Here is a 20545-nt window from a genome sequence, read left to right as displayed (position 1 = left end):
AAATCGCGCAGAACATACTCATGGCGGCTCACCCCTCATGGATCAACGCCCTGATTCAATGCTCGATTTCTGGTGAGAACCGGCCTCGTCATGTCCGGTTCAGCTGCCGCCGCAACATCGAAGTTCATTAAGTTGAAAACAGGCGATTCCGTCAAGGGCTTGTTCTTAACGAAGTGTTCACCACAAGATATTGTGGAGTGGCCTGTGGAGACTGGGGAAAAACCAGTTGGGCAAGAATTTCAATGGCTTGCTACGGGATGCGCAAGAGAAATGCCAAAGCTGGATTAATTTTGCCATATTTTGTCATTTGGCGGTGGCTTTTCGAGCGCAAATGAGCCTTGTGATTCGCAAGGCCGAACAAGGCGCTAAAGTGCGTCGATGGCGATGGTCACGGTAGCGCTTCCAATCGCCTCTCCACGCTCGTCGCGAACGGTGAAACTTGCCTGCGTTTCCAGCAATTGCGTGGCATCATCGCGGCTGGCGCGATCGATGAAGACCTCGTCGGAGTCTCTGGCGAAGGTCTTCAGGAACTTGTTTTCGTCGCCCTGCCAGTAGTCGTTGGTGGGCACGCTCTGTGCGACATTCAGTCCGTTCCGGTCGGTCACGAATATTTCCACAATCGTTCCTTGCGAATCATCCTGCTTGGCTTTGAAGTATCGCGAGACCGGATTGTTGAGGAGGCGGGTGACCATCTGCCATTGCCCGCTCTTGATCTCCGAGCGGTAGCTGTTGTCTAGCACCTGGATATCCATCGGGCTGATATCGCCGAACTTCCTGTTCTGCGTCTTGATCGCGGCCAGAACGTTCGGCTTGTTGATCATCGGCTTGACGAGCGTATCCACATACTCGCGCACGACGGAGATATAGGCGGGTTCGGCTGAGACTGCGCGCGGATGCACGTTCAAACACAGCCCGAAGGCCGCGATCAAGCCGATAAACCGCCAACGCTGCATCGTCGTTCCAGTGTCGCGCTAGCGACCGCCCTCTACCCAAACACCCTGCCGCGCCCTTGCCGCCTGATGCCATATGATCATACGGCGGACGGCGAGGGGCGGACAGCGAATTTGGTGATGTTAGTAAACAAAGATTGGAGCAATTTAAAGTTGCTTCCGTCAATGTCTGCCAAGAGCCTGGAAAATCAGCCCTTGCTGCCCTTGGAGATCGGTTCCTGATAGGTGAAACCCATATCCCACGGGAAGTAGATCCAGGTGTCCTGGCTCACCTCCGTGACGAAGGTGTCGATGACAGGCACACCCTGTGGTTTTGCGTAGACGCAGGCGAAGTGCGCCTTCGGAAGCAGCGTGCGGACTTCCGACGCCGTCTTGCCGGTGTCCGTCAGATCGTCGACCACGAGCACGCTTTCGCCACCATCTTCCAGCAGTTCGGCCGCGATCCCCTTGAGGAGCATCATTTCGCCCTGGTTCACGTAGTCGTGGTAGGAAGCGACGCAAACCGTTTCGATCAGGCGGATGTTCAGCTCTCGCGAAATGATGGCGGCCGGCACGAGGCCACCGCGGGTGATGCAGACGATCGCCTTGAACTCGCGGTTGAGGCCGGCAAGACGCCAGGCCAGCGCGCGTGCGTCGCGGTGAAATTGATCCCAGGAAACGGGAAAGGCTTTATCGGGAAGGGACATGGGCTCGCTCCGAGGCATGAATGATGACACGCCGTTTGCCGGCGGCCGGACGCTCTTCCGTTCACTCGGGTCAAACGCAAATCGCGCAGCCGAGACTGCGCGATGGAAGGACCGAAGCCGGAACTCGTCGTCGGTCGTGGCAATTAGCGGAATTTGGCTGCAAAACGCAAGCCCCCGCTGATCACGGCCCCGCTAACGCGAAAGCAGCGTCATCGCCGTCATGGAGTGCAGCAGCGTCTTCGTCGTGCCGCCGAAGATCATCTGCCAGAGCCTCGAATGCGTGTAGGCGCCCATCACCAACAGATCGATACTGCTGTCGGACAGCCGGTTCTCGATAACGGCCGATGTGCTCTTGTCCGTGGTCGTCGCCGTCGCAAGGGTGACGTTGACGCCGTGGCGGGCAAGTGTCGCGGCGATTTCCGCACCCGCGACTGCCGCCGATTGCAGCGCGTTGTCGACCGGATCGACGGAGAAGATCTCAACCTCGTCGGCAGCCTTCAGGAAGGGCAGGGCGTCGAATGTGGCGCGTGCCGCCTCCTTCGAACCGTTCCAGGCGACGAGCACGCGCTTGATCGGCTTCGGCTGGCGAATGATGAAGGGGATCATCAGAACCGGCCGCCCGCTTTCGAGCAGGAAGTTATCGACATCGACGTGACTGTCCGACGGCCGTGCCGGATCGGCCTGCGAGGCGATCAAGAGATCGGCGCTGCGCGCGCTCTCGATCAACGGCGCCGAGCCGTAGCCGGTCGAGGAGGCGAAGCTGCGCCACTCGAACGACACGCCTTCCACTTCCGCCTTGCGGCGAACGATCGTCTCGATCTTGACCCTTTCGCTGTGCGCCATGTCCTGCAGCGCCTGCACGGCGACGGGATCCGGGATCTCCATCGGCGCCACGAGTGGCACGACGGCGATCGTTTCCGCATGAAGCCCGATCACATGGGCGCCGTGTTCCGCAGCCAGCGCGAAGGCGAGATCGGCGACTGCGGTGCAATTGTCTGAAGTATCGAGAATCGCAAGAATGGTTTTGTAAGACATGGGTATCTCCTTGCTCGGATGAAAAAGTCCGTAAGAGAAGCAATGCGCTTGGCCGGCATTTGTTTCCTTGACCGAGATCAAGTCCCGCAGTCCGGCTCTAGAAAGAAATTAGGCCTCCGCTGATGGGTTTTCCAGGACAGTCCGCTCGCGACGGATGCCTTCGATCATCGCCGCGACATCCGCGCCGGCTGCATCGATCACCGCCTGCGAGCGACCGCGAACGACGATCTCGGTCGAGAATTTCTGGCCGACATAGCGCGGATAGGAGCCGATGCTGGTTTCCGGATGCGCCTTCTGGATCGCGGCGAGCGGCGTGCCGATATCGCCTTCGCCATAAGGGTACGAGATCGCCAGCGACAGCACCGGCGCTCCTGTCCGAAGCGTCGGGATCACCGCGTCGACCATCGCCTGAAACACCTGTGGCACGCCGGCCATGACATAGACGTTGCCGATATTGAAACCGGGCGCCGTGGAAACGGGGTTGGGAATGTGCATCGCGCCGACAGGCATGCGTGCCATCCGCTGGCGAGCCTCGGTGAACTCCATCTCGCGGCGCTTGTACATTTCGCCGAGCAGCGCCATCGCCTTCTCGTCATGATGGCAGGCAACGCCGAAGGCCTTGGAGACGGCGTCGGCCGTGATGTCGTCATGGGTCGGGCCGATGCCGCCCGAGGTGAAGACGTAATCGTATTTCGTCCGCAGCGCGTTCAGCGCCTCGACGATCGCGTCTTCCTCGTCAGCGACGATGCGGACTTCCTTGAGGTCGATGCCTGCAAGCAGCAGCATATCGGCGAGATGGCCGATGTTCTTGTCCTTGGTGCGGCCGGATAAAAGCTCGTCGCCGATTGCCAGAATGGCTGCGGTCACAATCTGTTGGGTCATGTTAGGTCTCTGTCTTCATTCAGTCTTTGGTGTCGAGCTTATACCAAATAGAGCGGACGGGAAGCCCGTGCCCACCAATACGGAAATGTGAACGCAAGACAAAACGTGCGATAAGATTGAACAGTCCGTCTCTCGCGGCGTGGCTGGCCGTCACCAGGTGCATGCGCTAGCTATTTGCCAGACGCACGATGCGTTGCGAGGCATTCTTTATGATACGCGAATTCATCAAACGGATTTTGGTCGGTGCACCGAGCGCAGCACCCGCCGCAACCCAGAAAGAGGAAACTTCCAAGATGGCTAAGGTTCTGGTTCTCTACTATTCGTCGTACGGCCACATCGAGACGATGGCATACGCTGTTGCCGAAGGCGCGAAATCAGCAGGCGCCGACGTGACCGTCAAGCGCGTACCGGAGCTGGTCCCGGAAGAAGTCGCGAAGTCGTCGCACTTCAAGCTTGATCAGCAGGCGCCAATCGCCACCGTGGACGAGCTCGCTGAATACGATGCGATCATCGTCGGCGCCGGCACCCGTTTCGGCACGGTTGCGTCGCAGATGCGCAACTTCTGGGACCAGACGGGTGGCCTGTGGTTTGCCGGCAAGCTGGTCGGCAAGGTCGGCTCGGTCTTCACCTCGTCCGCCACGCAGCACGGCGGCCAGGAATCCACCATCCTCGGCTTCATCCCGACCTTCCTGCACCAGGGCATGGTAGTCGCCGGTCTTCCCTATGCCTTCCAGGGCCAGATGGGCGTTGACGAGATCAAGGGCGGCTCGCCTTACGGTGCATCCACGATTACCGATGGCGACGGTTCGCGCCAGCCTTCGACGGTTGAGCTCGAAGCCGCGAAGTTCCAGGGCGCGCATGTCGCCAAGCTTGCAGCAAAGCTCGCCTGAGCCACAAACGCGTAAAACAGTGAAGGCGCGGCCTCGGGCCGCGCCTTTTCATGTGTGGCGTCGAAACGCCGTCATAATATCGAAGTCGCTGCTGCTGATTGCCGCGGTCGTCTAGCCGTAAAATCCGTGGAATTTTGCCGTATAAACGAACAGCGGTACCCCAAATACCGCCAGTGCGATCAAGAATGCCGTGCCTGTTCTAAACAGTCTCAGGCGCCGTGTTCTGGCGCCATTCCAATCGTAAACCATCGTCTTACTCCCAAACAAGACAAGCTTTACAAATACACGCCCAGAAGCCGTGGCTTTACTGACACAGGCATACAATCACATTCTAACATTGCAAAAAAGACGCTTGTTAATGACTCTGTAATATGTTGTGCGACCGTGACCGAATCGCATCACATCTACTGAATCGCAATGCCGGACGCACTTGACTGAATCGCTGCAGTCGTTGATTGAGATGGCTATTGCGGGCGTGGCGAAACTGGTAGACGCAAGGGACTTAAAATCCCTCGGCCTCGGCTGTGCGGGTTCGACCCCCGCCGCCCGCACCAGCTTTCTCTTGCCCGTCCTGAACTTTGGCTCGCGCTGAATATTGCCGGCGAAGACGGTTCACGAGCATTCCGATCAAAACACCGACGCAAGCCCCGACGGCTTTCACGGCGGCATCGTGTATCCGCGCGTGCCGGGTAGGCGAGAGATATTGCAGAAATTCAATCCCGACGGCGCCGATGACGAGAAGAGCACCGACCATGAGCCAGTGCCTGGGATAAGCCAAAGCGAAGGCGAGGCCGACCACCAGATAGGCGAGCGCCCGGTCGATGTTGACTGATGTAATCGTATGAGGACGAAGGCCGATCGGCGAGACGGTTACGAAAATGATGGCGGCGAGGAGGAGCCAGGCGACCGGCTTCGAAAATTTGTCTGCTGTCATAAAACTCACAATATTGATGTCACCGGGCGGTTTAACTGCACGATTGCGTTATCTCCGTGGCGCGGTGCGCGACACGCCGGTCCTTTTCCCAATACGCGCGTCACTGGGCGCGACCGAACCGTTGTGGTTGAAAATGGGCTTCTTTCGAGGGTCTGCCTATGGCATAGCGTGGGGCGCAATAACAAGGGATTGAGACCGTGACCAGACAGAATGTCGAAGCTGCCGAGGAGGCTCTGCGCAGCCTATTTCCGGCAACGCCGCTGCAACTCAACGAGCATTTGTCCGCTCGCTACGGCGCGGATATCTGGCTGAAACGTGAGGATCTGTCGCCCGTCCGTTCCTACAAGATCCGTGGCGCCTTCAATTTCTTCCGCAAGCGCATCGAGGAAGGCGCCTCGGGCAAGACCTTCGTCTGCGCGTCGGCCGGCAATCATGCGCAGGGCTTTGCATTCGTTTGCCGCCACTTCGGCGTTCCCGGCGTCGTCTTCATGCCGGTCACGACACCGCAGCAGAAGATCGACAAGACCCGCATCTTCGGCGGCGAATTCATCACCATCAAGCTGACCGGTGACTTCTTCGACCAGTGCTACAAGGCAGCCCGCGACCACGTCGAGATGATCGACGGCGTCATGGTGCCGCCCTTCGATCATGAAGATATCATCGAAGGCCAGTCGACCGTGGCCTCCGAGATCATGCAGCAGCTGCCCGAGGGCACGGTGCCCGATCTCGTCGTCATGCCTGTCGGCGGCGGCGGTCTGGCGGCCGGCATCAGCGGTTATCTCAAGGACACGGTGCCGAGCACGGGCTTTTTCTTCGTCGAACCGCAGGGCGCGCCGAGCCTGAAGCGCAGCATCGAGGCCGGTGAGGTCGTGACGCTCTCCAAGGTCGACAACTTTGTCGATGGCGCCGCCGTTGCCCGCATCGGCGACCTGAATTTCGCGGCGCTGAAGCATTTCCCGAGCAATCAGGTGATGCTGATGCCGGAGAACGCCATCTGCGTGACCATCAACGAGATGCTGAACGTCGAGGGCGTGGTGCTGGAACCGGCCGGCGCCTTGTCGCTGACGGCAATCGCCACGATGGATCCCGAAGCAATCCGCGGCAAGACGGTGGTTGCGATCGTTTCCGGAGGCAATTTCGATTTCGAGCGGCTTCCGGATGTGAAGGAAAGGGCCATGCGCTACGCGGGCCTGAAGAAATATTTCATTCTCCGGCTGCCGCAGCGCCCCGGCGCGCTCCGCGACTTCCTCAATCTGCTCGGCCCCGATGACGATATCGCCCGCTTCGAATATCTGAAGAAGACCGCCCGCAACTTCGGCTCCGTCCTGATCGGCATCGAAACCAAGGCGCCGGAAAACTTCGCGGCGCTCTTCGCGAAATTCGAGGCATCGGGTATCAGTTTCGAGGACATCACCGAAAACGAGATCCTCGCGAACCTCATCATTTAACTTTCACGGCAACGGCCCTATTTAACCTTGATGGCATCCGCCCTCACGACAAAGGCGTATCATGGCTTCGATTTTTTCCAGCATTTTCTCCATGTTCTCGGGCGGCGCGAAGCAGCCGGGCGCTGCGTCTTCGAGCGCCGCTTCCGATCCGCAGCCCTATGCCGATTGCACGATTTACGCTGAGCCGATGAAGGAAGGCGGCCAGTATCGTCTGGCCGGCCGCATCGAGAAGACCGTTGGCGACGAGGTTCTGGTGCGCAATTTCATCCGCGCCGACATGTTTTCGTCGACGGATGATGCGATCGAATGCACCGTGCGCAAGGCGCAGCAGATCATCGATCAGAACGGAGCATCCCTGTTCAGCGACGGAGCCAAGGTTCGTCAGGTCTGATCATGGAAGGCTGGCGCGCCGTTGCGTGTTGAGCGCTCGCGCCGCCATTCCCTCATGCTATTTTAAAACATTGCGGCGATGCTGCGCTCAGCAGACATCGCAGGAATATCCAGTGCCTCAGAATGCCCGCCGCACATCCGCTGCCGATACCGCCGACAAAGTGGTCGAGGTGCCGTGGCATGGCAATATTGGCGGGAGGTCGCGGCGTTGATCGCAAACGTCAATCTCATCCTCTTCGTCGTCGAGGCCGTCGGCTACTTCGCGCTGATGGTGACGCTGCTGCATTTTCGCGCCCGCATCGGTCTCGGCATATTCCTGACGGCACTCGGTGTCATGCATTTCATGGAGACCTACCTCGCTGCGGTCTTCTATGTCGAATTGCCGTTCGGGATCGTCTCGCCGGGATCGTCGGTGTTCTTCACCGGCAAGTTGATGATGATCCTGATGCTCTATCTTCAGGAGGACGCCGCCGTCGTCCGCCAGCCGATCTATGGGCTCTTCATCGGCAATATTCTGACGGTAGCGATCGCCTGGATCGTGCAATGGCACGCGCCGCTGGAGCTTTCGTCCGGCAACGTTCCAAGTGACGAGTTCCTGAAGGAAATGGGCTGGCTGATGCTCTGGGGCACGGCCATCCTCTATCTCGACGCCATCGGCATCATCCTGCTCTACGAGCGGCTCGGCCGCTATTTCAGGCAACGGCCCGTGGTCCGCTTCATGATCTGCGGCTTCGTGCTTTTGACCTTCGACCAGATCGCCTTCTTCGGCGCGCTGCACTATTCGGTCGGCGTCCCGCTTGCCGCCTTCTGGGGTGGGTGGAAGGCGAAGATGTTTGCCGTCTGCATCTACACCGTCCTCTTCGCGATCTACGAGAAATGGATCGGCCGCGCCGTGACAACATCGAGCGCGCGCCCGATCGGCGATATCTTCAGCGACCTGACCTTCCGCGAGCGCTACAACGATCTCTTGAGCCGCACGGGCCGCGACGTCCTGACCGGACTCTACGACCGCACGCGAATGGAGCTCGAAGCGCCGGTCATGATCCGCGAATCGCTGCGCCAGGGACAATCCGCAACGGTGATGATCCTTGACGCTGATCACTTCAAGAACGTCAACGACGTGTTCGGCCACTTGCAGGGCGACGACGTCCTGCGCGCGATCTCTGCGCGCCTGGGCTCGATCCTGCGCGCCGGCGACCGGGTGTTCCGCTTCGGCGGCGAGGAGTTCGTGGCGATCTGCCCGTTGACCGATCACGCCGAGGGCCTGCGTCTTGCCGAGAGGTTGCGCTGGACGATCGAGAGCAGCGTCGCCACGCCCGATGGCAAGCCGGTAACGATCAGCATCGGCGTCGCGACAGCCACCGAAGATGGCGATGCCTTCACCGCGATACTGTCGGCAGCCGACGAGCGGCTTTATTGCGCCAAGAAGAACGGCCGAAACTGCGTCTTCGGTCAGACCGGCGTCCATGGCCTCACAGTCGCCGGCTAACAGTAAGCCTCCACAAACAGAAAGACGGCCGGCAAGCCGACCGTCTTCCTGAATTGATTGCCCTTTAAATTAGGCAGCGAGCGCGAGCTCTTCAGCGCGTGCCTTGGCAGCGCCGACAGCCTTCTCTGCTGCTTCAGGACCAAAGGCCAGGCCTTCGACATAGATGGTCTCGACGTCGGTGATGCCCATGAAGCCGAGAACGGTCTTCAGATAAGGCACGGCATGGTTCATGCCGGCGGCCGGACCCTGCGAGTAGACACCGCCGGAGGCGAGAACGACGTAGACCTTCTTGCCGGTGGCAAGGCCAACCGGGCCGTTTTCGGTGTACTTGAAGGTCAGGCCGGCGCGGGCGACGTTGTCGATCCAGCTCTTCAGCGACGAGTAGATGTTGAAGTTGATGAGGCCGGTGCCGATGACGATCGTGTCTGCTGCGAGCAGCTCGTTGACCAGCTCGTCGGAGATCTTCGCGGCTTCGTTTTCCTCGGCCGTGCGGGCGTCCGCCGGCTTGCGGATCGCGCCGGTGAAGAGGTCGTTGATATGGGCCAGCGGGTTCGCGGCGAGGTCGCGGCGAACGACGACGCTGCCGGCCTTCTGCGACTGGAGCTTGCCAGCGAGGTCTACGGCGATATCGGTCGAAAGCGACTCAGCGCGCGGGCTGGAGGTCAGAAGCAAAATGGACGACATGATTGATAATCCTTTGGTCTTTGCGTTTGCGGCGCGATCGGGGGAAGGTCGAACCGCGTCTTCGAGTGAAGAAATAGGTCTAGCGGCCTATCGAAAAAACTGTGATAATGTCGATCAAGACTATCGATCGATTGGATGGATGTAATGTTGCCCAACCCGACACTGGACCAGCTGCAGGTTTTCCTGACCGTTGCTGAAACCGGCAGCTTCTCGGCCGCCTCGCGCGTGCTCAATCGTGCCCAGTCGGTGGTCAGCTACACCATCGCCAATCTCGAAGCGCAGCTGGAAATGCAGCTGTTCGAACGCTCCGGCGCCCGTCAGCCGAAGCTTACCGAGGCCGGCAAGGCCATGCTTGAGGATGCCCGTCGGTTGATGACCGACCTGCAGGTGATGCGCGCGAGGGTGAAGAGCCTGAAGGAAGGGCTGGAGGCCGAGGTCGATGTGGCGATCAGCGTCATGGTTCCGTCGCAGGCGGTCGTCACCGTGCTGCGTGAATTCCGCGATCGCTTTCCCTCAGTCGCGCTCAATCTCAGCGCCGGCGAGCTCGGCATGGTCATGGAGTCGGTCTTGTCTGGCAAGGCCACGATCGGCATCGGCGGAGCGTTGCTGAAGCAGGACGATTCGATCGCCGTCGAAAAGATCGGCCATTCATTCATGATCCCGGTCGCCGCGCGTTCCCATCCGCTGGCCAATATCGACAGGCCTCTGACGCTTAGCGATGTTCGCGAGGAGGTACAGCTCGTCGTTACCGACGCCTCGGGGCTGACCAAGGGGCGTGATTTCAACGTGCTGTCCTACAAGACGTGGCGCGTCAGCGACATTGCCACCAAGCACGCGCTGATCCGCGGCGGCCTGGGGTGGGGCGGCCTGCCGGCGTCGATTATCCGCGAGGATCTGGCCAACGGCACGCTCGTCCATCTCGACCTGCCGGCCTACGAACAGGGCGAATATCCGATCTATGCGATACGGCGTATCGCCAACCCGCCGGGCCCCGCCGCCACATGGCTGATCGAAGCCTTCCATTCGAAGCTGTCGTTCTGCCCGAACCACGCCGATTTCACCGCGGCGCTGAACGAGATCAAGGCTCCCGATCTGCCGCTCGCGGCTGAGTAGGCGAGGCACTCGGCCTCGCCGACCATTTTCTTCAGAGAGCCAGCCGGAACTTGGCGAAACCATCCGTGCCTTCGCCGGCATCCTCGATCTTCGCGCCCTTGACGTCGGCGATGAACTGCTTTGCCTTCGGCCCGCTCTGGAACGTCGCGGTCGCGCCCGTCACCGGCTTGAACGTCCAGTTGCCGTCGGCAGCCGGATTGATCGTTCCCTGCTCGTGCACATAGCGCACGATCACGTCGCGGTTCGTATCAGGCGCCTGGAACACGACCTTGTCGGCCGCGATCTCGGGGAACTTGCCGCCACCGCCGGCGCGGTAGTTGTTGGTCACGACCACGAATTTTTGGCTGGGATCGATCGGCTTGCCGTCAAACGCAAGGTTCTGGATGCGGCTGGAACCGGCGTTGATCGCGTTGCCGTCATTGTCGTATTTGCGCGGCTGCGCCAGATCGATCTGGTAGGTGACGCCGTCGATCACGTCGAAGTTGTAGGAAGGGAAATCGGCGTTCAAAAGCTCGGCGTCCTTCGTGCCTTCCTTGATCTCGTTGAACATCCCCGCAGACATTTCCAGCCAGTTCTTCACCTGCTCACCGGTGATGACGACGGCCTGGACGGTGTTGGGATAGAGATAGAGGTCGGCGATATTCTTGATGGCGAGATCGCCGGCCGGAACATCCGTATAATAATCGGCGCCGCCACGACCGCCTGACTTGAAGGGAGCTGCCGCCGAAAGCACCGGCAGGTCCTTGTATTCGGTGTCGGCGAGCATCTGCTTGATGTACCAGGTCTGCGCCTGGCTGACGATCTGCACGGACGGATCGTCGGCGACCAGCGCGAAGTAGGAGTAAAGCGGCGCCGACGTCTTGCCGACGGGAGTGCGGACATAGGCGAGCGTCGCCTCGTGCTCCGCCTTTGCTGCCTCGACGACTTCCTTCTTGTCGGCGACATCGGCCACGACCTTCTTCTTGTCGTCGCGGTGATAGATCGGCCGCGCCTCGCAGGTGAAGTCGACAATCTTCCAGCTCTTGCCGTCCTTTTCGAGCAGCAGATCGATCAGCCCGAGATGCGAGCCCCAGAAGCCGGCCATGACGGCGGGCTTGCCATGCAGCGTTCCTTTGACCGGATCGGCATTCTGAATGCCGTCCCAGGTCTTCGGGCCGGGGAAGACGAGGTGCTGGTGACCGGTAAAGATCGCGTCGATCCCGTCGACGGCGGCCAGATGCAGCGATGCGTTCTCCATCTTGTCGGTAGGCGCACTGCCATCGATGCCCGAATGCGAGAGCGCGATCACGATATCCGCGCCCGCTTCCTTCATCGCGGGCACCCAGGCCTTGGCGGCCTCGACGATATCGCGCGTCTGCGCCTTGCCCTCGAGGTTCTTGATATCCCAGAGCATGATCTGCGGCGGGACGAAGCCGATGAAGCCGATCTTCACCGGGCTCTCATTGCCGGCCCCGTCCTTGATCATCTTTTCGACGATGATGTAGGGCTTGAAGAACAGCTCGTCGTTTTTCGGATCGGAAGCGAGCTGGCCCTTGGTCAGGTTGGCGCAGACGAACGGGAAGTTCGCGCCACCAAGCACCTTGAACATGAAGTCGAGCCCGTAATTGAACTCATGATTCCCGAGCGTGCCAACGGTGTAGCCGAGCGTGTTCATCGCCTTGATGACAGGATGGACGTCGCCATCCTTCAAGCCGCGCTGATAGGCCATGTAGTCGCCCATCGGGTTGCCCTGCAGAACGTCGCCATTGTCGATCAGCAGCGAGTTCGCCGCCTCAGCACGGATCGTGTCGATGATCGTCGCGGTGCGCGCCAATCCCATCGTGTCGTTCGGCTTGTCGGCGTAATAGTCGTAAGGGAAAACGTTGACGTGAATATCCGTCGTTTCCATCAGCCTGAGATGCGCCTGGTTGGCGGCGGCACGCGCGGTGAATGGATGCAGCAGAACGAGTGCTGATGTGGCGGCGATGCCGGTGAGAAGGGAACGACGGCTCATGGATGAAAGATCAAGATTGGAAGACATGAAAACTCCTTCGAAACATCACGCGACACCCGCCCGGCGGCAAGAGTAGGGTGATTTTCGAAGGAGTAAACCCTGTAAATGACAGGGGAATATCGCTTTTCGCTTTCTGCGTGTCGGACGCCGTCTACCGCGCCAGAACCGGCTTCACGTCCTTGTGGAAGAACCGGAAGTACGAAGCCACCTGCGCGCGGGCGTTGGAGTTCGGGTCGAACTGGACGCCGACGCGGCCATTGTGGCTCCAGCGGATGACGCCGTGGAGAACGCCGAGATCGTCGGCGAGGATCTGCACGCGGCTGCCGGAGGCGGCATGCAGCGGTGAGCGGACTTCAAGAGCAATGCCCGAGATGGACATGTTCAGAATGCGCGCATCGACTTCCTTCGTCAGGTAACGAACCTTGCCGAAGATCCGGCACGACTTGCGTTCGGCCTTGCGGGTAATAATGTTGAGATTGTGCATGACGCGTCTCCCAAATTGAACTGGAGACAGCATACGTCGCGTAGATTGAAATGAATTTATACAATTCGCTAAAATTGCACGATCGGTTTTTACTCCCGCGTTGCTTCCCGGCGGCCGACGACATGCTCGCGCCAGATCGTGAAAATGCCGGAGGCGACGACGATGACGGAGCCGACGATCGTGTTCAGGCTCAGCGTCTCTCCATAGATCGTCACCCCGATGATCGAGGCGTAGACGAGCTGAAGATAGGTCAGCGGCTGTACGGCTGCGGCATCGAGCATGTCGTAGGCGCGGATCAGGAAATAGTGGCTCGATATGCTGGTCATGCAGACGAGCGCCATCCACACCCAGTCCGTCGGCGCCATCCATGTCCAGTAGAACGGCCCGACGAGCGTCATCGCGATGGCGCCGACGACACCGGTATAAAAGAAGCTGGTCATCGACGAATCGTCGCGGCTGACCAGTCGGGTGGCGATGACGTAGAAAGCAAAGAGGAAGCAGGAGAGGACCGCCAGCAGCAGCGTGACGTCGAAGAAGCCACTGTCGGGCTTGAGGATCAGAAGCACGCCGACCAAACCCGCGCCGATCGCCGTCCACCGCCGCCAGCCCACCCGCTCGCCGAGCAGCGGCATGGCCAGCAGCGCAATCAGGATCGGCGTCGCCGAGAAGATGGCCTGCGAGTGCGCGAGCCCGATCACCGCGAAGCAGCTGATCACGACAACCACCTGGGCGGCGAGAAGCAGCCCGCGGATCACCTGCAGAACCGGCCGTTTCGTGCGCGCCGTGGCGACAATCCCGCCGCGCATCTTCGCGGCCAGAAGGATGGTGAAGAGGCCAAAGGCCCAATAGCGGATCATCGTGACGAAGACGGGCGGGTAAGCGCCGCCCAGATGTTTCGAGATGCCGTCCTGAATGGAAAAGATGGTGATCGCCAGAAGAACGAAAATATAGCCCCGGGTCTTCGATCTCATGGCGTCTTCTTAACACACCGGCCTCGGCCGTATTCCGGAAACACCCGTGCAGGCAAGTGATTCCGCTCCTCCGTCACAAGCCTACATTGGGCCGGTCCATCACCTCGCGCAAGGCAAAGCTGGAGTTGATCTTGACGACATGAGGCAGGGCCGAGAGCCAGTCGCGATGGATGCGCTCGTAGTCCTCCAGATCGCGGGCGGCCACGCGCAGAATATAGTCATATTCGCCCGACATCAGGTAGCAGACGAGCACATTGGGACAGCGCTTTACGGCGGTCTCGAATTCCGACAGCGTCTTGGCGAACTGGCCGGAAAGCGAAATGTGCACGATGGCGATCATCTTGTAGTCGAGCGCTTTCGGCGAGACATGCGCGTGATAACCAACGATGACGCCGCTGCGGTCGAGGATATCGAGCCGCCTGGAACAGGCCGATGCGGACAGCCCCACCTTGGCGGCAAGATCGGCGTTGGTGATCCGCGCGTTCGATTGTAGCGCTTTCAAAATGGCATGATCGATGGCATCGAGTTCCGACATTCGAAGAACTTTCGATTATTGCGTCCGAAACGCATCTTTCTTCGAAAAATGCCATGCATGCAAATCCTCTTTGCAAGGACATTTCGTGCACGCGGTGATTGGATTCGCCTTGTGAACGCTTCGCTCGACGAGGCTGAAAAAACAAACGAGGAGGAGCGCCCCGATGCGCGTAGGTTGTCTGAAGGAAATCAAGAATCACGAATATCGCGTCGGCCTGACGCCTGCAGCCGTTCGCGAATATTTCGCGCATGGCCACGAGGTCTGGATCGAGACGAAAGCGGGCTCCGGCATCGGCGCCGATGATGCGGCCTATGCCGCCGCGGGCGCGAAGATCGCGTCATCCGCCAAGGACATCTTCGAAAAGTGCGACATGATCGTGAAGGTCAAGGAACCGCAACCGTCCGAATGGGCGCAGCTGCGCGACGGCCAGATCCTCTACACCTATTTGCATCTTGCGCCGGATCCCGAGCAGACCAAGGGCCTGCTGTCGTCAGGCGTCACCGGCGTAGCCTACGAGACGGTGACCGATGACCGTGGCGGCCTGCCGCTCCTGGCGCCGATGTCCGAAGTTGCCGGTCGTCTTTCGATCCAGGCCGGTGCGACAGCGCTGCAGAAGGCCAATGGCGGCCTCGGCATTTTGTTGGGTGGCGTGCCCGGCGTGCTGCCGGCCAAGGTCACCATCATCGGCGGTGGCGTGGTCGGCCTGCATGCGGCGCGCATGGCCGCCGGCCTCGGTGCCGACGTTACCATTCTCGACAAGTCGCTGCCGCGCCTGCGCCAGCTCGATGACCTCTTCTCCGGCCGCATCCATACGCGCTATTCCAGCATCCAGGCTCTCGAGGACGAAGTCTTCTCCGCCGATCTCGTCATCGGCGCGGTTCTGATCCCCGGTGCCGCCGCGCCCAAGCTCGTCACCCGCGAAATGCTCTCGGGCATGAAGAAGGGCTCGGTCATCGTCGATGTCGCCATCGACCAGGGCGGCTGCTTCGAGACATCGCACGCGACGACCCATTCGGACCCGACCTATGAGGTCGACGGCGTCGTGCACTACTGCGTCGCCAACATGCCGGGCGCGGTTCCGGTCACTTCGGCGCATGCGCTGAACAACGCCACGCTGGTCCATGGCCTGGCGCTCGCCGATCGCGGCCTGCGCGCCATCGCGGAAGACAGGCATCTCAGAAACGGTCTCAACGTCCACAAGGGACGGGTCACCAATAAAGCCGTTGCCGAGGCGCTGGGCTACGAGCCTTACGCTGCGGAAGCCGTGCTCAACGTAGCGTAAAGTCCATCGCGCTACGTGAACTGAAGCCGGTTGCACTTTCCGCAACCGGCTTTTTTCCGTGATTTAGCCGTAGATCCGGCACTGATAGCAATTGTTGCGCGCGGAGCGCACATGCACATAGGCGACCTCGGGCTTGCGCAGAAGCTCTGCCGCATAGGCAGGGATATCGGCGACCTCGGTCACCGCGCCGGTGCCGTAGACGATGCGGTTGTTGGGGCCGTAGCCGCGCAGGATGAAGTTGGGGCTGGTGGTCAGGACGGGCGGCAGCACTTCCTCGGCGGCATAGCGTTCGCAGCGCTCCTGATGCAGGAACACCGGTCCCGTCTCCGCATAAGGCTGCATCTCAGGGAAGGGGCGGTAGGCGAAGACGTAAAGCGCGTCGCCTGCATCTATGTTCTTCAGGCAGTGGCGGCAGGGGTGTCCCGGGCCATCGGAAACCATTGTCTCCGGCGGGTGATCATAGGCATCGTTCCCGCCGTTCCAGATCGTGTCGGCGTCGGTAGTGGGCATCGCGGTGAAAGATAGGGCAGTCATGGCAAGTCTCCTTTTCGAGCTTGCCTTGAATGCGCTTGAACCCGAGTGGAAACCACCCGATCCTTGCGCCTCTATACCGTCGCCAGAAGAAACAGCCGAAACGCGCCGGCTAGCCTCTCTTCGCCAGCTCCAGCAACTCCTTGTCGCTGAGCGGCCGCACGATCGCGGTGCCCGTCGAGACAGGAGAAAAGCCGAACATCTGGTAGAGCTGCAACGCCCGGGGATGGTCGAGATTGTTGGTCGTGGTCGTCACGCGCAAAGGGTTCTGCGTCCAGATCGCATAGAGCGCCTGCAGCAGGAACCACTTGCCGATCCCGAGACCCAGCGCATGCTCCATCAGCCCGAAATGGCTGAGCTCGATCATATCCTCGTCAACCGTCAGATACTCGTAGAACCCGGCCGGCGCACCGTTCACATAGAGCACGCAGATCGTGTTGCGCTTGTCGTAGAGCGTGGTGGCCAGTTCCTCGTCGCTCATCCTCAGGCGATCCACCCACTGCCATCGCGCACCGACCTGGCGGTAGAGATAGCGGTAGAACGGCAGCGGAATTTCCGGCGCGCGCATGATGGCGGTCTGGATATTGACCGGCACCGGCAGGCTCGTCTTCGGCGCCGCCGTCATTTCGAGGCGGGTCACATGGGCCTTCAGCGAGGAGGGAGCTTTTGCCATGGTCAAGCTTTGATCGCTTCTGCGGGGCCGGTAACGATAGGCGTGTCCTCACGGCTGCCCCACTCGCTCCAGGAGCCGTCGTAAAGCGCGTTGTCGTCATGCCCAACGCTTTCGAGCGCCAGCATGATCACGGCGGCGGTCACGCCCGAGCCGCAGCTCGTCACGACAGGCTTGGAGAGATCGATGCCCGCATCTGATATCATCGACTTCAGCGTGGCGACATCCTTGAATCGGCCGTTGGCCGAGAGCGAGGTTGCCGGCAGGCTGCGGGCGCCCGGCATGTGACCCGAGCGCATGCCGGCGCGCGGCTCTGCTTCCTCGCCGGTAAAGCGGCCCGCGCCGCGAGCATCGGCGATCTGCGCCGAACCATCATCGACGATCTCGCGCATGGTCTCGAAGGGGATAACCTTGTCGGCCCGGAACTTCGGCGTGAAAATCGCTGGCGCCGGACTGGCTGTCTCTGTCTCCAGAGCGCGTCCTTCGGCCTTCCAGCCATCGAGGCCACCATCCAGAACGTAGACATCCTTGGCGCCCATGGTTCGCAGCATCCACCAGACGCGCGGCGCGGAGAAGAAGCCCATGCCGTCATAGACGACGATCGTGTCCGTCTCTGAAATGCCGAGCTTGCCGACTTCCGCGGCGAAAAACTCCGGCGAGGGGAGCGAATGCGGCAGGCCGGTCGAATGATCGGCGATCACGTCCTGATCGAAGAACACAGCGCCGGGAAGGTGGCCCGCCACATACTCGTCCTTGGCGGCGCGCTTGTGGGCCGGCAGATACCAGGAGGCGTCCACCACCTTGAAACCTGAAGTCCCCAGCTGCTTTTCGACCCAATCGGCCGAAACGACGAAGCGGCTCGTGGTCTCGCTCATGCTGCTCTCTCCAATCAATGCTTATGCGTCGTCGCCAGGAGCGCCGAAACGGATACGGAAGCGGCGGTTTTCCTTGCCCTTCTTCTCGATCTTGGCGATGTGAATCTGTCCGACTTCTCGTGTTGTCGCAACATGTGTGCCGCCGCAGGGCTGGCTGTCAATCGCCGAGTTCTCGCCGATGCAGACGAGGCTGACGCGACCGAGCCCCATCGGCGGGCGCACGTTCTTCGATTTGACGATCCCGGGATTGGCCGCCAGTTCCTCGTCGGTAATCCACTGCAGGTAAACCGGATGGTCCTGCTCGACCAGCGCTATCAGCTTGGCCGTCACCTCATCCTTGTCGATCGTGTCGGTCATGTCGAAATCGACCCGGCTCTCCTCCTCGCCGACGGCCGCTCCGGTAATCGGATAGGAGCAGACGACGGAAAGCAGGTGGCAGGCCGTGTGCATGCGCATCAGCTTGTGGCGGCGCTCCCAGTCGACATGCAGCACCACCTTCTCGCCGACCTCGGGGCTTGCCTGCCCCTCGACCGGAACATGGATGATGATGTCCTTGGCGGCGCCATGCTTGGTCTGTCCAAGCGTGATCTTGCTGCCGTCAGCGCGCTCAAGAAAGCCGGTATCGCCCGGCTGTCCGCCGGAGGTTGCGTAAAGGCACGTCTGATCGAGCTCGATGCCCCCGTCTTCGTGAATGGCGGTGACGACGGCCTCGCAGGTCGAGAGATAAAAGTCGTCACGATAGAGGGCATTAACGGGCATTGGGCCTCACGCTGCGGGTTCGTATGGGATCTTGATGTCGACAGGCGAGGTCAGCCATGCCGGCAGCGGCAGCGACTTCGATGTCAGGAAATCGGGATTGAAGAGCTTCGACTGGTAGCGGTTGCCGTAGTCGCACAGAATGGTCACGACCGTGTGGCCGGGGCCGAGATCCTTGGCAAGCCGAACCGCGCCCGCGATGTTGATCGCCGACGAGCCGCCGAGGCAAAGCCCCTCATGCTCGACGAGGTCGAAGACATAGGGCAGGGCTTCCGCATCCGAGATGCTATAGGCGAAATCAGGCGTAAAACCTTCCAGATTGGCGGTGATGCGGCCCTGGCCGATGCCCTCGGTGATCGAGGAGCCCGCGGACTTCAGCTCGCCGTTCTTGTAGAATTCGTAGAGTGCAGCGCCATCCGGGTCGGCGATGCCGATCTTGATGTCCTTGTTGAAGCTCTTGAGGCCCATCGCGGTGCCGGCGAGCGTGCCGCCCGAACCGACGGAGCAAATGAAGCCGTCGACCTTGCCTGAAGTATCCGCCCAGATTTCCTTCGCCGTGGTCTCGATATGCGCCTGCCGGTTGGCGACGTTGTCGAACTGGTTGGCCCAGATGGCGCCATTCGGCTCGGTCTTGGCAAGCTGCTCGGCGAGCCGTCCGGAAACCTTCACGTAGTTGTTCGGGTTCTTGTAGGGCACGGCCGGCACTTCGACGAGTTCGGCGCCAAGCAGCTTCAGCGCGTCCTTCTTTTCCTGGCTCTGAGTCTCGGGAATGACGATCACGGTGCGGTAGCCAAGCGCCTTGGCGACAAGCGTCAGGCCGATGCCAGTGTTACCGGCGGTCCCTTCCACAATCACGCCGCCCGGCCGCAGCAGGCCCTTCTTCTCGGCGTCGCGAATGATGTAGAGCGCCGCGCGATCCTTGACCGACTGTCCTGGGTTGAGGAATTCCGCCTTGCCGAGAATGGTGCAACCGGTCGCCTCCGACGCTCCCTTGAGCTTGATCAGGGGAGTGTTGCCAATGGCTTCTAGGACGGAAGGATGAACGGTCATGGAATCTGCCTCTTTGAAACACTTAGTTTAGGAACGGTCTTTTCCCTTCACAAGGCTGGGTTGGCAAGAAATCCTATTCCTCGCCTCCAACCAACACGGTAAAATTAGACTTCCCGTCCCAGATTGGTTCGCGACGTGCTGATCCGGGTCGCTATGTGATCCGGAGATTGACATTCATCGTATGGACGATGACAAAGCAATCACTGAAAGCGGAAACGACCGAAACCATCATGGTTCACGAGCATATCGACACGGTCGATGCATTGATGGCGTATTATGTCGCGGGTTCCCTTCCGGAACCGGCGCGCGTTCTTGTCGAATCGCATCTGGAAATGAAGCCGGATCGTCGGATGCTGGTGCAGGACCTTGAGTTTCTGGCCGGCCAAGAACTTGAGCAAACCTCCGAAGCAAGTCTCGATGACCGCGATGCTAGATTGGCGCGGATCTTCGCATCCGCCGCGCCGGTCGAGCCCAAGCCATTCATCGCGACTGACAAACCAAGCATCTTCCCGCGCGCGCTGCGCCGCCTCGTCGGCTTCGATGTCGATACGGTGCCGTGGAAGACCAAGCTCCCCGGTTTCAAGGAATATTCGGTCGATATCGACGGCTGCGAAGTCAGCGTCATGTGGATCAAGCCCGGCCGCGCCATGCCGGCGCATACCCACAAGGGCATGGAGCTGACGCTCATCCTTGACGGCGCCTTCAACGACAATCGCGGCCGCTTCGGCCCCGGCGACATCTCCGTTGCCGACGAGACGATCGACCACCGCCCGGTGGCCGAAAAAGATCGTCCCTGCATTGCATTTTCCGTTCTTGATGCCCCCATCAAACTGACCGGGTCCTTCCGCCAGCTGATTGGCGACCTGATCGGCTGAAAGCAGCCACAATAGCGTGATA

Annotated in this window: 21 protein-coding genes, 1 tRNA gene and 1 pseudogene; 8 read left to right on the top strand and 15 right to left on the bottom strand. The window is 60.4% G+C overall.

Going from position 1 to position 20545, the window contains the following annotated elements; all coding sequences use genetic code 11:
* Positions 1-365: 365 nt before the first annotated feature.
* The 4 genes from D460_RS0118850 to D460_RS0118835 all read right to left on the bottom strand — a co-directional run bounded on the left by D460_RS0118850 (position 366) and on the right by D460_RS0118835 (position 3553).
* Positions 366-953 (bottom strand): hypothetical protein, encoded by a 588-nt coding sequence (locus D460_RS0118850; protein WP_018900135.1) that lies wholly within the window; start codon positions 951-953, stop codon positions 366-368.
* A 185-nt stretch (positions 954-1138) separates the two neighbouring features.
* On the bottom strand, positions 1139-1636 hold the full coding sequence (gpt, locus tag D460_RS0118845) for a xanthine phosphoribosyltransferase (protein WP_018900134.1): 498 nt from the start codon (positions 1634-1636) through the stop codon (positions 1139-1141).
* 192 nt (positions 1637-1828) lie between these two features.
* Entirely contained in the window at positions 1829-2671 is an 843-nt protein-coding gene (locus D460_RS0118840; protein WP_018900133.1) for a universal stress protein, read from the bottom strand.
* Between the two features lie 108 nt (positions 2672-2779).
* Positions 2780-3553, bottom strand: a complete 774-nt coding sequence (locus tag D460_RS0118835; RefSeq protein ID WP_018900132.1) for a competence/damage-inducible protein A — start codon at positions 3551-3553, stop codon at positions 2780-2782.
* 293 nt (positions 3554-3846) lie between these two features.
* On the opposite strand from D460_RS0118835, the gene wrbA reads away from it, so the two are divergent.
* Both wrbA and D460_RS0118825 read left to right on the top strand, forming a co-directional pair.
* Positions 3847-4443: an NAD(P)H:quinone oxidoreductase type IV gene (gene wrbA / locus D460_RS0118830; protein WP_018900131.1), complete on the top strand. Its 597-nt coding sequence runs from the start codon at positions 3847-3849 to the stop codon at positions 4441-4443.
* Between the two features lie 469 nt (positions 4444-4912).
* Positions 4913-4997, top strand: a tRNA-Leu gene (locus tag D460_RS0118825).
* A gap of 47 nt (positions 4998-5044) precedes the next feature.
* Here D460_RS0118825 and D460_RS34555 read toward each other — a convergent pair.
* Positions 5045-5377: pseudogene (locus D460_RS34555) on the bottom strand (VanZ family protein); the annotation flags it as partial.
* Positions 5378-5574: 197 nt separating this feature from the next.
* Here D460_RS34555 and ilvA point away from each other — a divergent pair.
* From ilvA to D460_RS0118805, 3 genes are all read left to right on the top strand, one after another.
* Positions 5575-6825 (top strand): threonine ammonia-lyase, encoded by a 1251-nt coding sequence (ilvA, locus tag D460_RS0118815; RefSeq protein WP_018900130.1) that lies wholly within the window; start codon positions 5575-5577, stop codon positions 6823-6825.
* Positions 6826-6886: 61 nt separating this feature from the next.
* Positions 6887-7216, top strand: coding sequence for an HlyU family transcriptional regulator (locus D460_RS0118810; RefSeq protein WP_018900129.1), 330 nt, complete (start codon positions 6887-6889; stop codon positions 7214-7216).
* Positions 7217-7423: 207 nt separating this feature from the next.
* Positions 7424-8704: a GGDEF domain-containing protein gene (locus D460_RS0118805; RefSeq protein WP_018900128.1), complete on the top strand. Its 1281-nt coding sequence runs from the start codon at positions 7424-7426 to the stop codon at positions 8702-8704.
* A 69-nt stretch (positions 8705-8773) separates the two neighbouring features.
* Here the strand turns inward: D460_RS0118805 and D460_RS0118800 are convergent, their stop codons facing one another.
* Positions 8774-9388: an FMN-dependent NADH-azoreductase gene (locus tag D460_RS0118800; protein ID WP_018900127.1), complete on the bottom strand. Its 615-nt coding sequence runs from the start codon at positions 9386-9388 to the stop codon at positions 8774-8776.
* A 144-nt stretch (positions 9389-9532) separates the two neighbouring features.
* Here D460_RS0118800 and D460_RS0118795 point away from each other — a divergent pair, with 144 nt between their 5' ends.
* Positions 9533-10501 (top strand): LysR family transcriptional regulator, encoded by a 969-nt coding sequence (locus D460_RS0118795; RefSeq protein WP_018900126.1) that lies wholly within the window; start codon positions 9533-9535, stop codon positions 10499-10501.
* Positions 10502-10532: 31 nt separating this feature from the next.
* Here D460_RS0118795 and D460_RS0118790 read toward each other — a convergent pair whose 3' ends face one another.
* The 4 genes from D460_RS0118790 to D460_RS0118775 form a co-directional block, all read right to left on the bottom strand.
* Complete coding sequence (locus D460_RS0118790; RefSeq protein ID WP_018900125.1) at positions 10533-12521, bottom strand: bifunctional 2',3'-cyclic-nucleotide 2'-phosphodiesterase/3'-nucleotidase; 1989 nt, start codon at positions 12519-12521, stop codon at positions 10533-10535.
* 124 nt (positions 12522-12645) lie between these two features.
* The gene (locus D460_RS0118785; protein WP_018900124.1) at positions 12646-12978 is read right to left on the bottom strand and encodes a PilZ domain-containing protein; all 333 of its coding nucleotides are present in this window, start codon (positions 12976-12978) and stop codon (positions 12646-12648) included.
* An 89-nt stretch (positions 12979-13067) separates the two neighbouring features.
* The gene (locus D460_RS0118780; protein WP_018900123.1) at positions 13068-13949 is read right to left on the bottom strand and encodes a DMT family transporter; all 882 of its coding nucleotides are present in this window, start codon (positions 13947-13949) and stop codon (positions 13068-13070) included.
* Positions 13950-14022: 73 nt separating this feature from the next.
* Positions 14023-14484: an Lrp/AsnC family transcriptional regulator gene (locus tag D460_RS0118775; RefSeq protein WP_018900122.1), complete on the bottom strand. Its 462-nt coding sequence runs from the start codon at positions 14482-14484 to the stop codon at positions 14023-14025.
* 163 nt (positions 14485-14647) lie between these two features.
* Between D460_RS0118775 and ald the strand changes: the two genes are divergently transcribed.
* Positions 14648-15766, top strand: a complete 1119-nt coding sequence (gene ald, locus D460_RS0118770; RefSeq protein ID WP_018900121.1) for an alanine dehydrogenase — start codon at positions 14648-14650, stop codon at positions 15764-15766.
* Positions 15767-15829: 63 nt separating this feature from the next.
* On the opposite strand, the gene D460_RS0118765 is transcribed toward ald, so the two are convergent.
* The 5 genes from D460_RS0118765 to D460_RS0118745 all read right to left on the bottom strand — a co-directional run bounded on the left by D460_RS0118765 (position 15830) and on the right by D460_RS0118745 (position 19648).
* Positions 15830-16300 (bottom strand): DUF1203 domain-containing protein, encoded by a 471-nt coding sequence (locus D460_RS0118765; protein ID WP_018900120.1) that lies wholly within the window; start codon positions 16298-16300, stop codon positions 15830-15832.
* Positions 16301-16409: 109 nt separating this feature from the next.
* A complete protein-coding gene (locus D460_RS0118760; protein ID WP_018900119.1) occupies positions 16410-16970 on the bottom strand; it encodes a GNAT family N-acetyltransferase in 561 nt (186 codons plus the stop codon).
* Between the two features lie 2 nt (positions 16971-16972).
* A complete protein-coding gene (gene sseA / locus D460_RS0118755) occupies positions 16973-17842 on the bottom strand; it encodes a 3-mercaptopyruvate sulfurtransferase (protein ID WP_018900118.1) in 870 nt (289 codons plus the stop codon).
* A gap of 21 nt (positions 17843-17863) precedes the next feature.
* Positions 17864-18601, bottom strand: a complete 738-nt coding sequence (locus D460_RS0118750; RefSeq protein ID WP_018900117.1) for an alanyl-tRNA editing protein — start codon at positions 18599-18601, stop codon at positions 17864-17866.
* A 6-nt stretch (positions 18602-18607) separates the two neighbouring features.
* Positions 18608-19648 carry a cysteine synthase A gene (locus D460_RS0118745; protein ID WP_018900116.1) on the bottom strand — a complete coding sequence of 347 codons (1041 nt, stop codon included), beginning with the start codon at positions 19646-19648 and terminating at the stop codon, positions 18608-18610.
* 230 nt (positions 19649-19878) lie between these two features.
* On the opposite strand from D460_RS0118745, the gene D460_RS0118740 reads away from it, so the two are divergent.
* A complete protein-coding gene (locus D460_RS0118740) occupies positions 19879-20523 on the top strand; it encodes a ChrR family anti-sigma-E factor (RefSeq protein WP_026283300.1) in 645 nt (214 codons plus the stop codon).
* The last annotated feature ends 22 nt before the right edge of the window (positions 20524-20545 follow it).

The organism is Rhizobium sp. 2MFCol3.1, from assembly GCF_000377565.1.
GTDB lineage: Bacteria > Pseudomonadota > Alphaproteobacteria > Rhizobiales > Rhizobiaceae > Rhizobium.
Note: the sequence above shows the minus strand (reverse complement) of the source record. Positions and strands in the feature narration are given on the sequence as shown.

Coding starts and splice junctions, on each gene's coding strand:
- D460_RS0118850 (WP_018900135.1), bottom strand. CDS start 953: ATGCAGCGTTGGCGGTTTATCGGCTTGATCGCGGCCTTCGGGCTGTGT.
- gpt (WP_018900134.1), bottom strand. CDS start 1,636: ATGTCCCTTCCCGATAAAGCCTTTCCCGTTTCCTGGGATCAATTTCAC.
- D460_RS0118840 (WP_018900133.1), bottom strand. CDS start 2,671: ATGTCTTACAAAACCATTCTTGCGATTCTCGATACTTCAGACAATTGC.
- D460_RS0118835 (WP_018900132.1), bottom strand. CDS start 3,553: ATGACCCAACAGATTGTGACCGCAGCCATTCTGGCAATCGGCGACGAG.
- wrbA (WP_018900131.1), top strand. CDS start 3,847: ATGGCTAAGGTTCTGGTTCTCTACTATTCGTCGTACGGCCACATCGAG.
- D460_RS0118810 (WP_018900129.1), top strand. CDS start 6,887: ATGGCTTCGATTTTTTCCAGCATTTTCTCCATGTTCTCGGGCGGCGCG.
- D460_RS0118800 (WP_018900127.1), bottom strand. CDS start 9,388: ATGTCGTCCATTTTGCTTCTGACCTCCAGCCCGCGCGCTGAGTCGCTT.
- D460_RS0118795 (WP_018900126.1), top strand. CDS start 9,533: ATGTTGCCCAACCCGACACTGGACCAGCTGCAGGTTTTCCTGACCGTT.
- D460_RS0118790 (WP_018900125.1), bottom strand. CDS start 12,521: ATGTCTTCCAATCTTGATCTTTCATCCATGAGCCGTCGTTCCCTTCTC.
- D460_RS0118785 (WP_018900124.1), bottom strand. CDS start 12,978: ATGCACAATCTCAACATTATTACCCGCAAGGCCGAACGCAAGTCGTGC.
- D460_RS0118780 (WP_018900123.1), bottom strand. CDS start 13,949: ATGAGATCGAAGACCCGGGGCTATATTTTCGTTCTTCTGGCGATCACC.
- D460_RS0118775 (WP_018900122.1), bottom strand. CDS start 14,484: ATGTCGGAACTCGATGCCATCGATCATGCCATTTTGAAAGCGCTACAA.
- ald (WP_018900121.1), top strand. CDS start 14,648: ATGCGCGTAGGTTGTCTGAAGGAAATCAAGAATCACGAATATCGCGTC.
- D460_RS0118765 (WP_018900120.1), bottom strand. CDS start 16,300: ATGACTGCCCTATCTTTCACCGCGATGCCCACTACCGACGCCGACACG.
- D460_RS0118760 (WP_018900119.1), bottom strand. CDS start 16,970: ATGGCAAAAGCTCCCTCCTCGCTGAAGGCCCATGTGACCCGCCTCGAA.
- sseA (WP_018900118.1), bottom strand. CDS start 17,842: ATGAGCGAGACCACGAGCCGCTTCGTCGTTTCGGCCGATTGGGTCGAA.
- D460_RS0118750 (WP_018900117.1), bottom strand. CDS start 18,601: ATGCCCGTTAATGCCCTCTATCGTGACGACTTTTATCTCTCGACCTGC.
- D460_RS0118745 (WP_018900116.1), bottom strand. CDS start 19,648: ATGACCGTTCATCCTTCCGTCCTAGAAGCCATTGGCAACACTCCCCTG.
- D460_RS0118740 (WP_026283300.1), top strand. CDS start 19,879: ATGGTTCACGAGCATATCGACACGGTCGATGCATTGATGGCGTATTAT.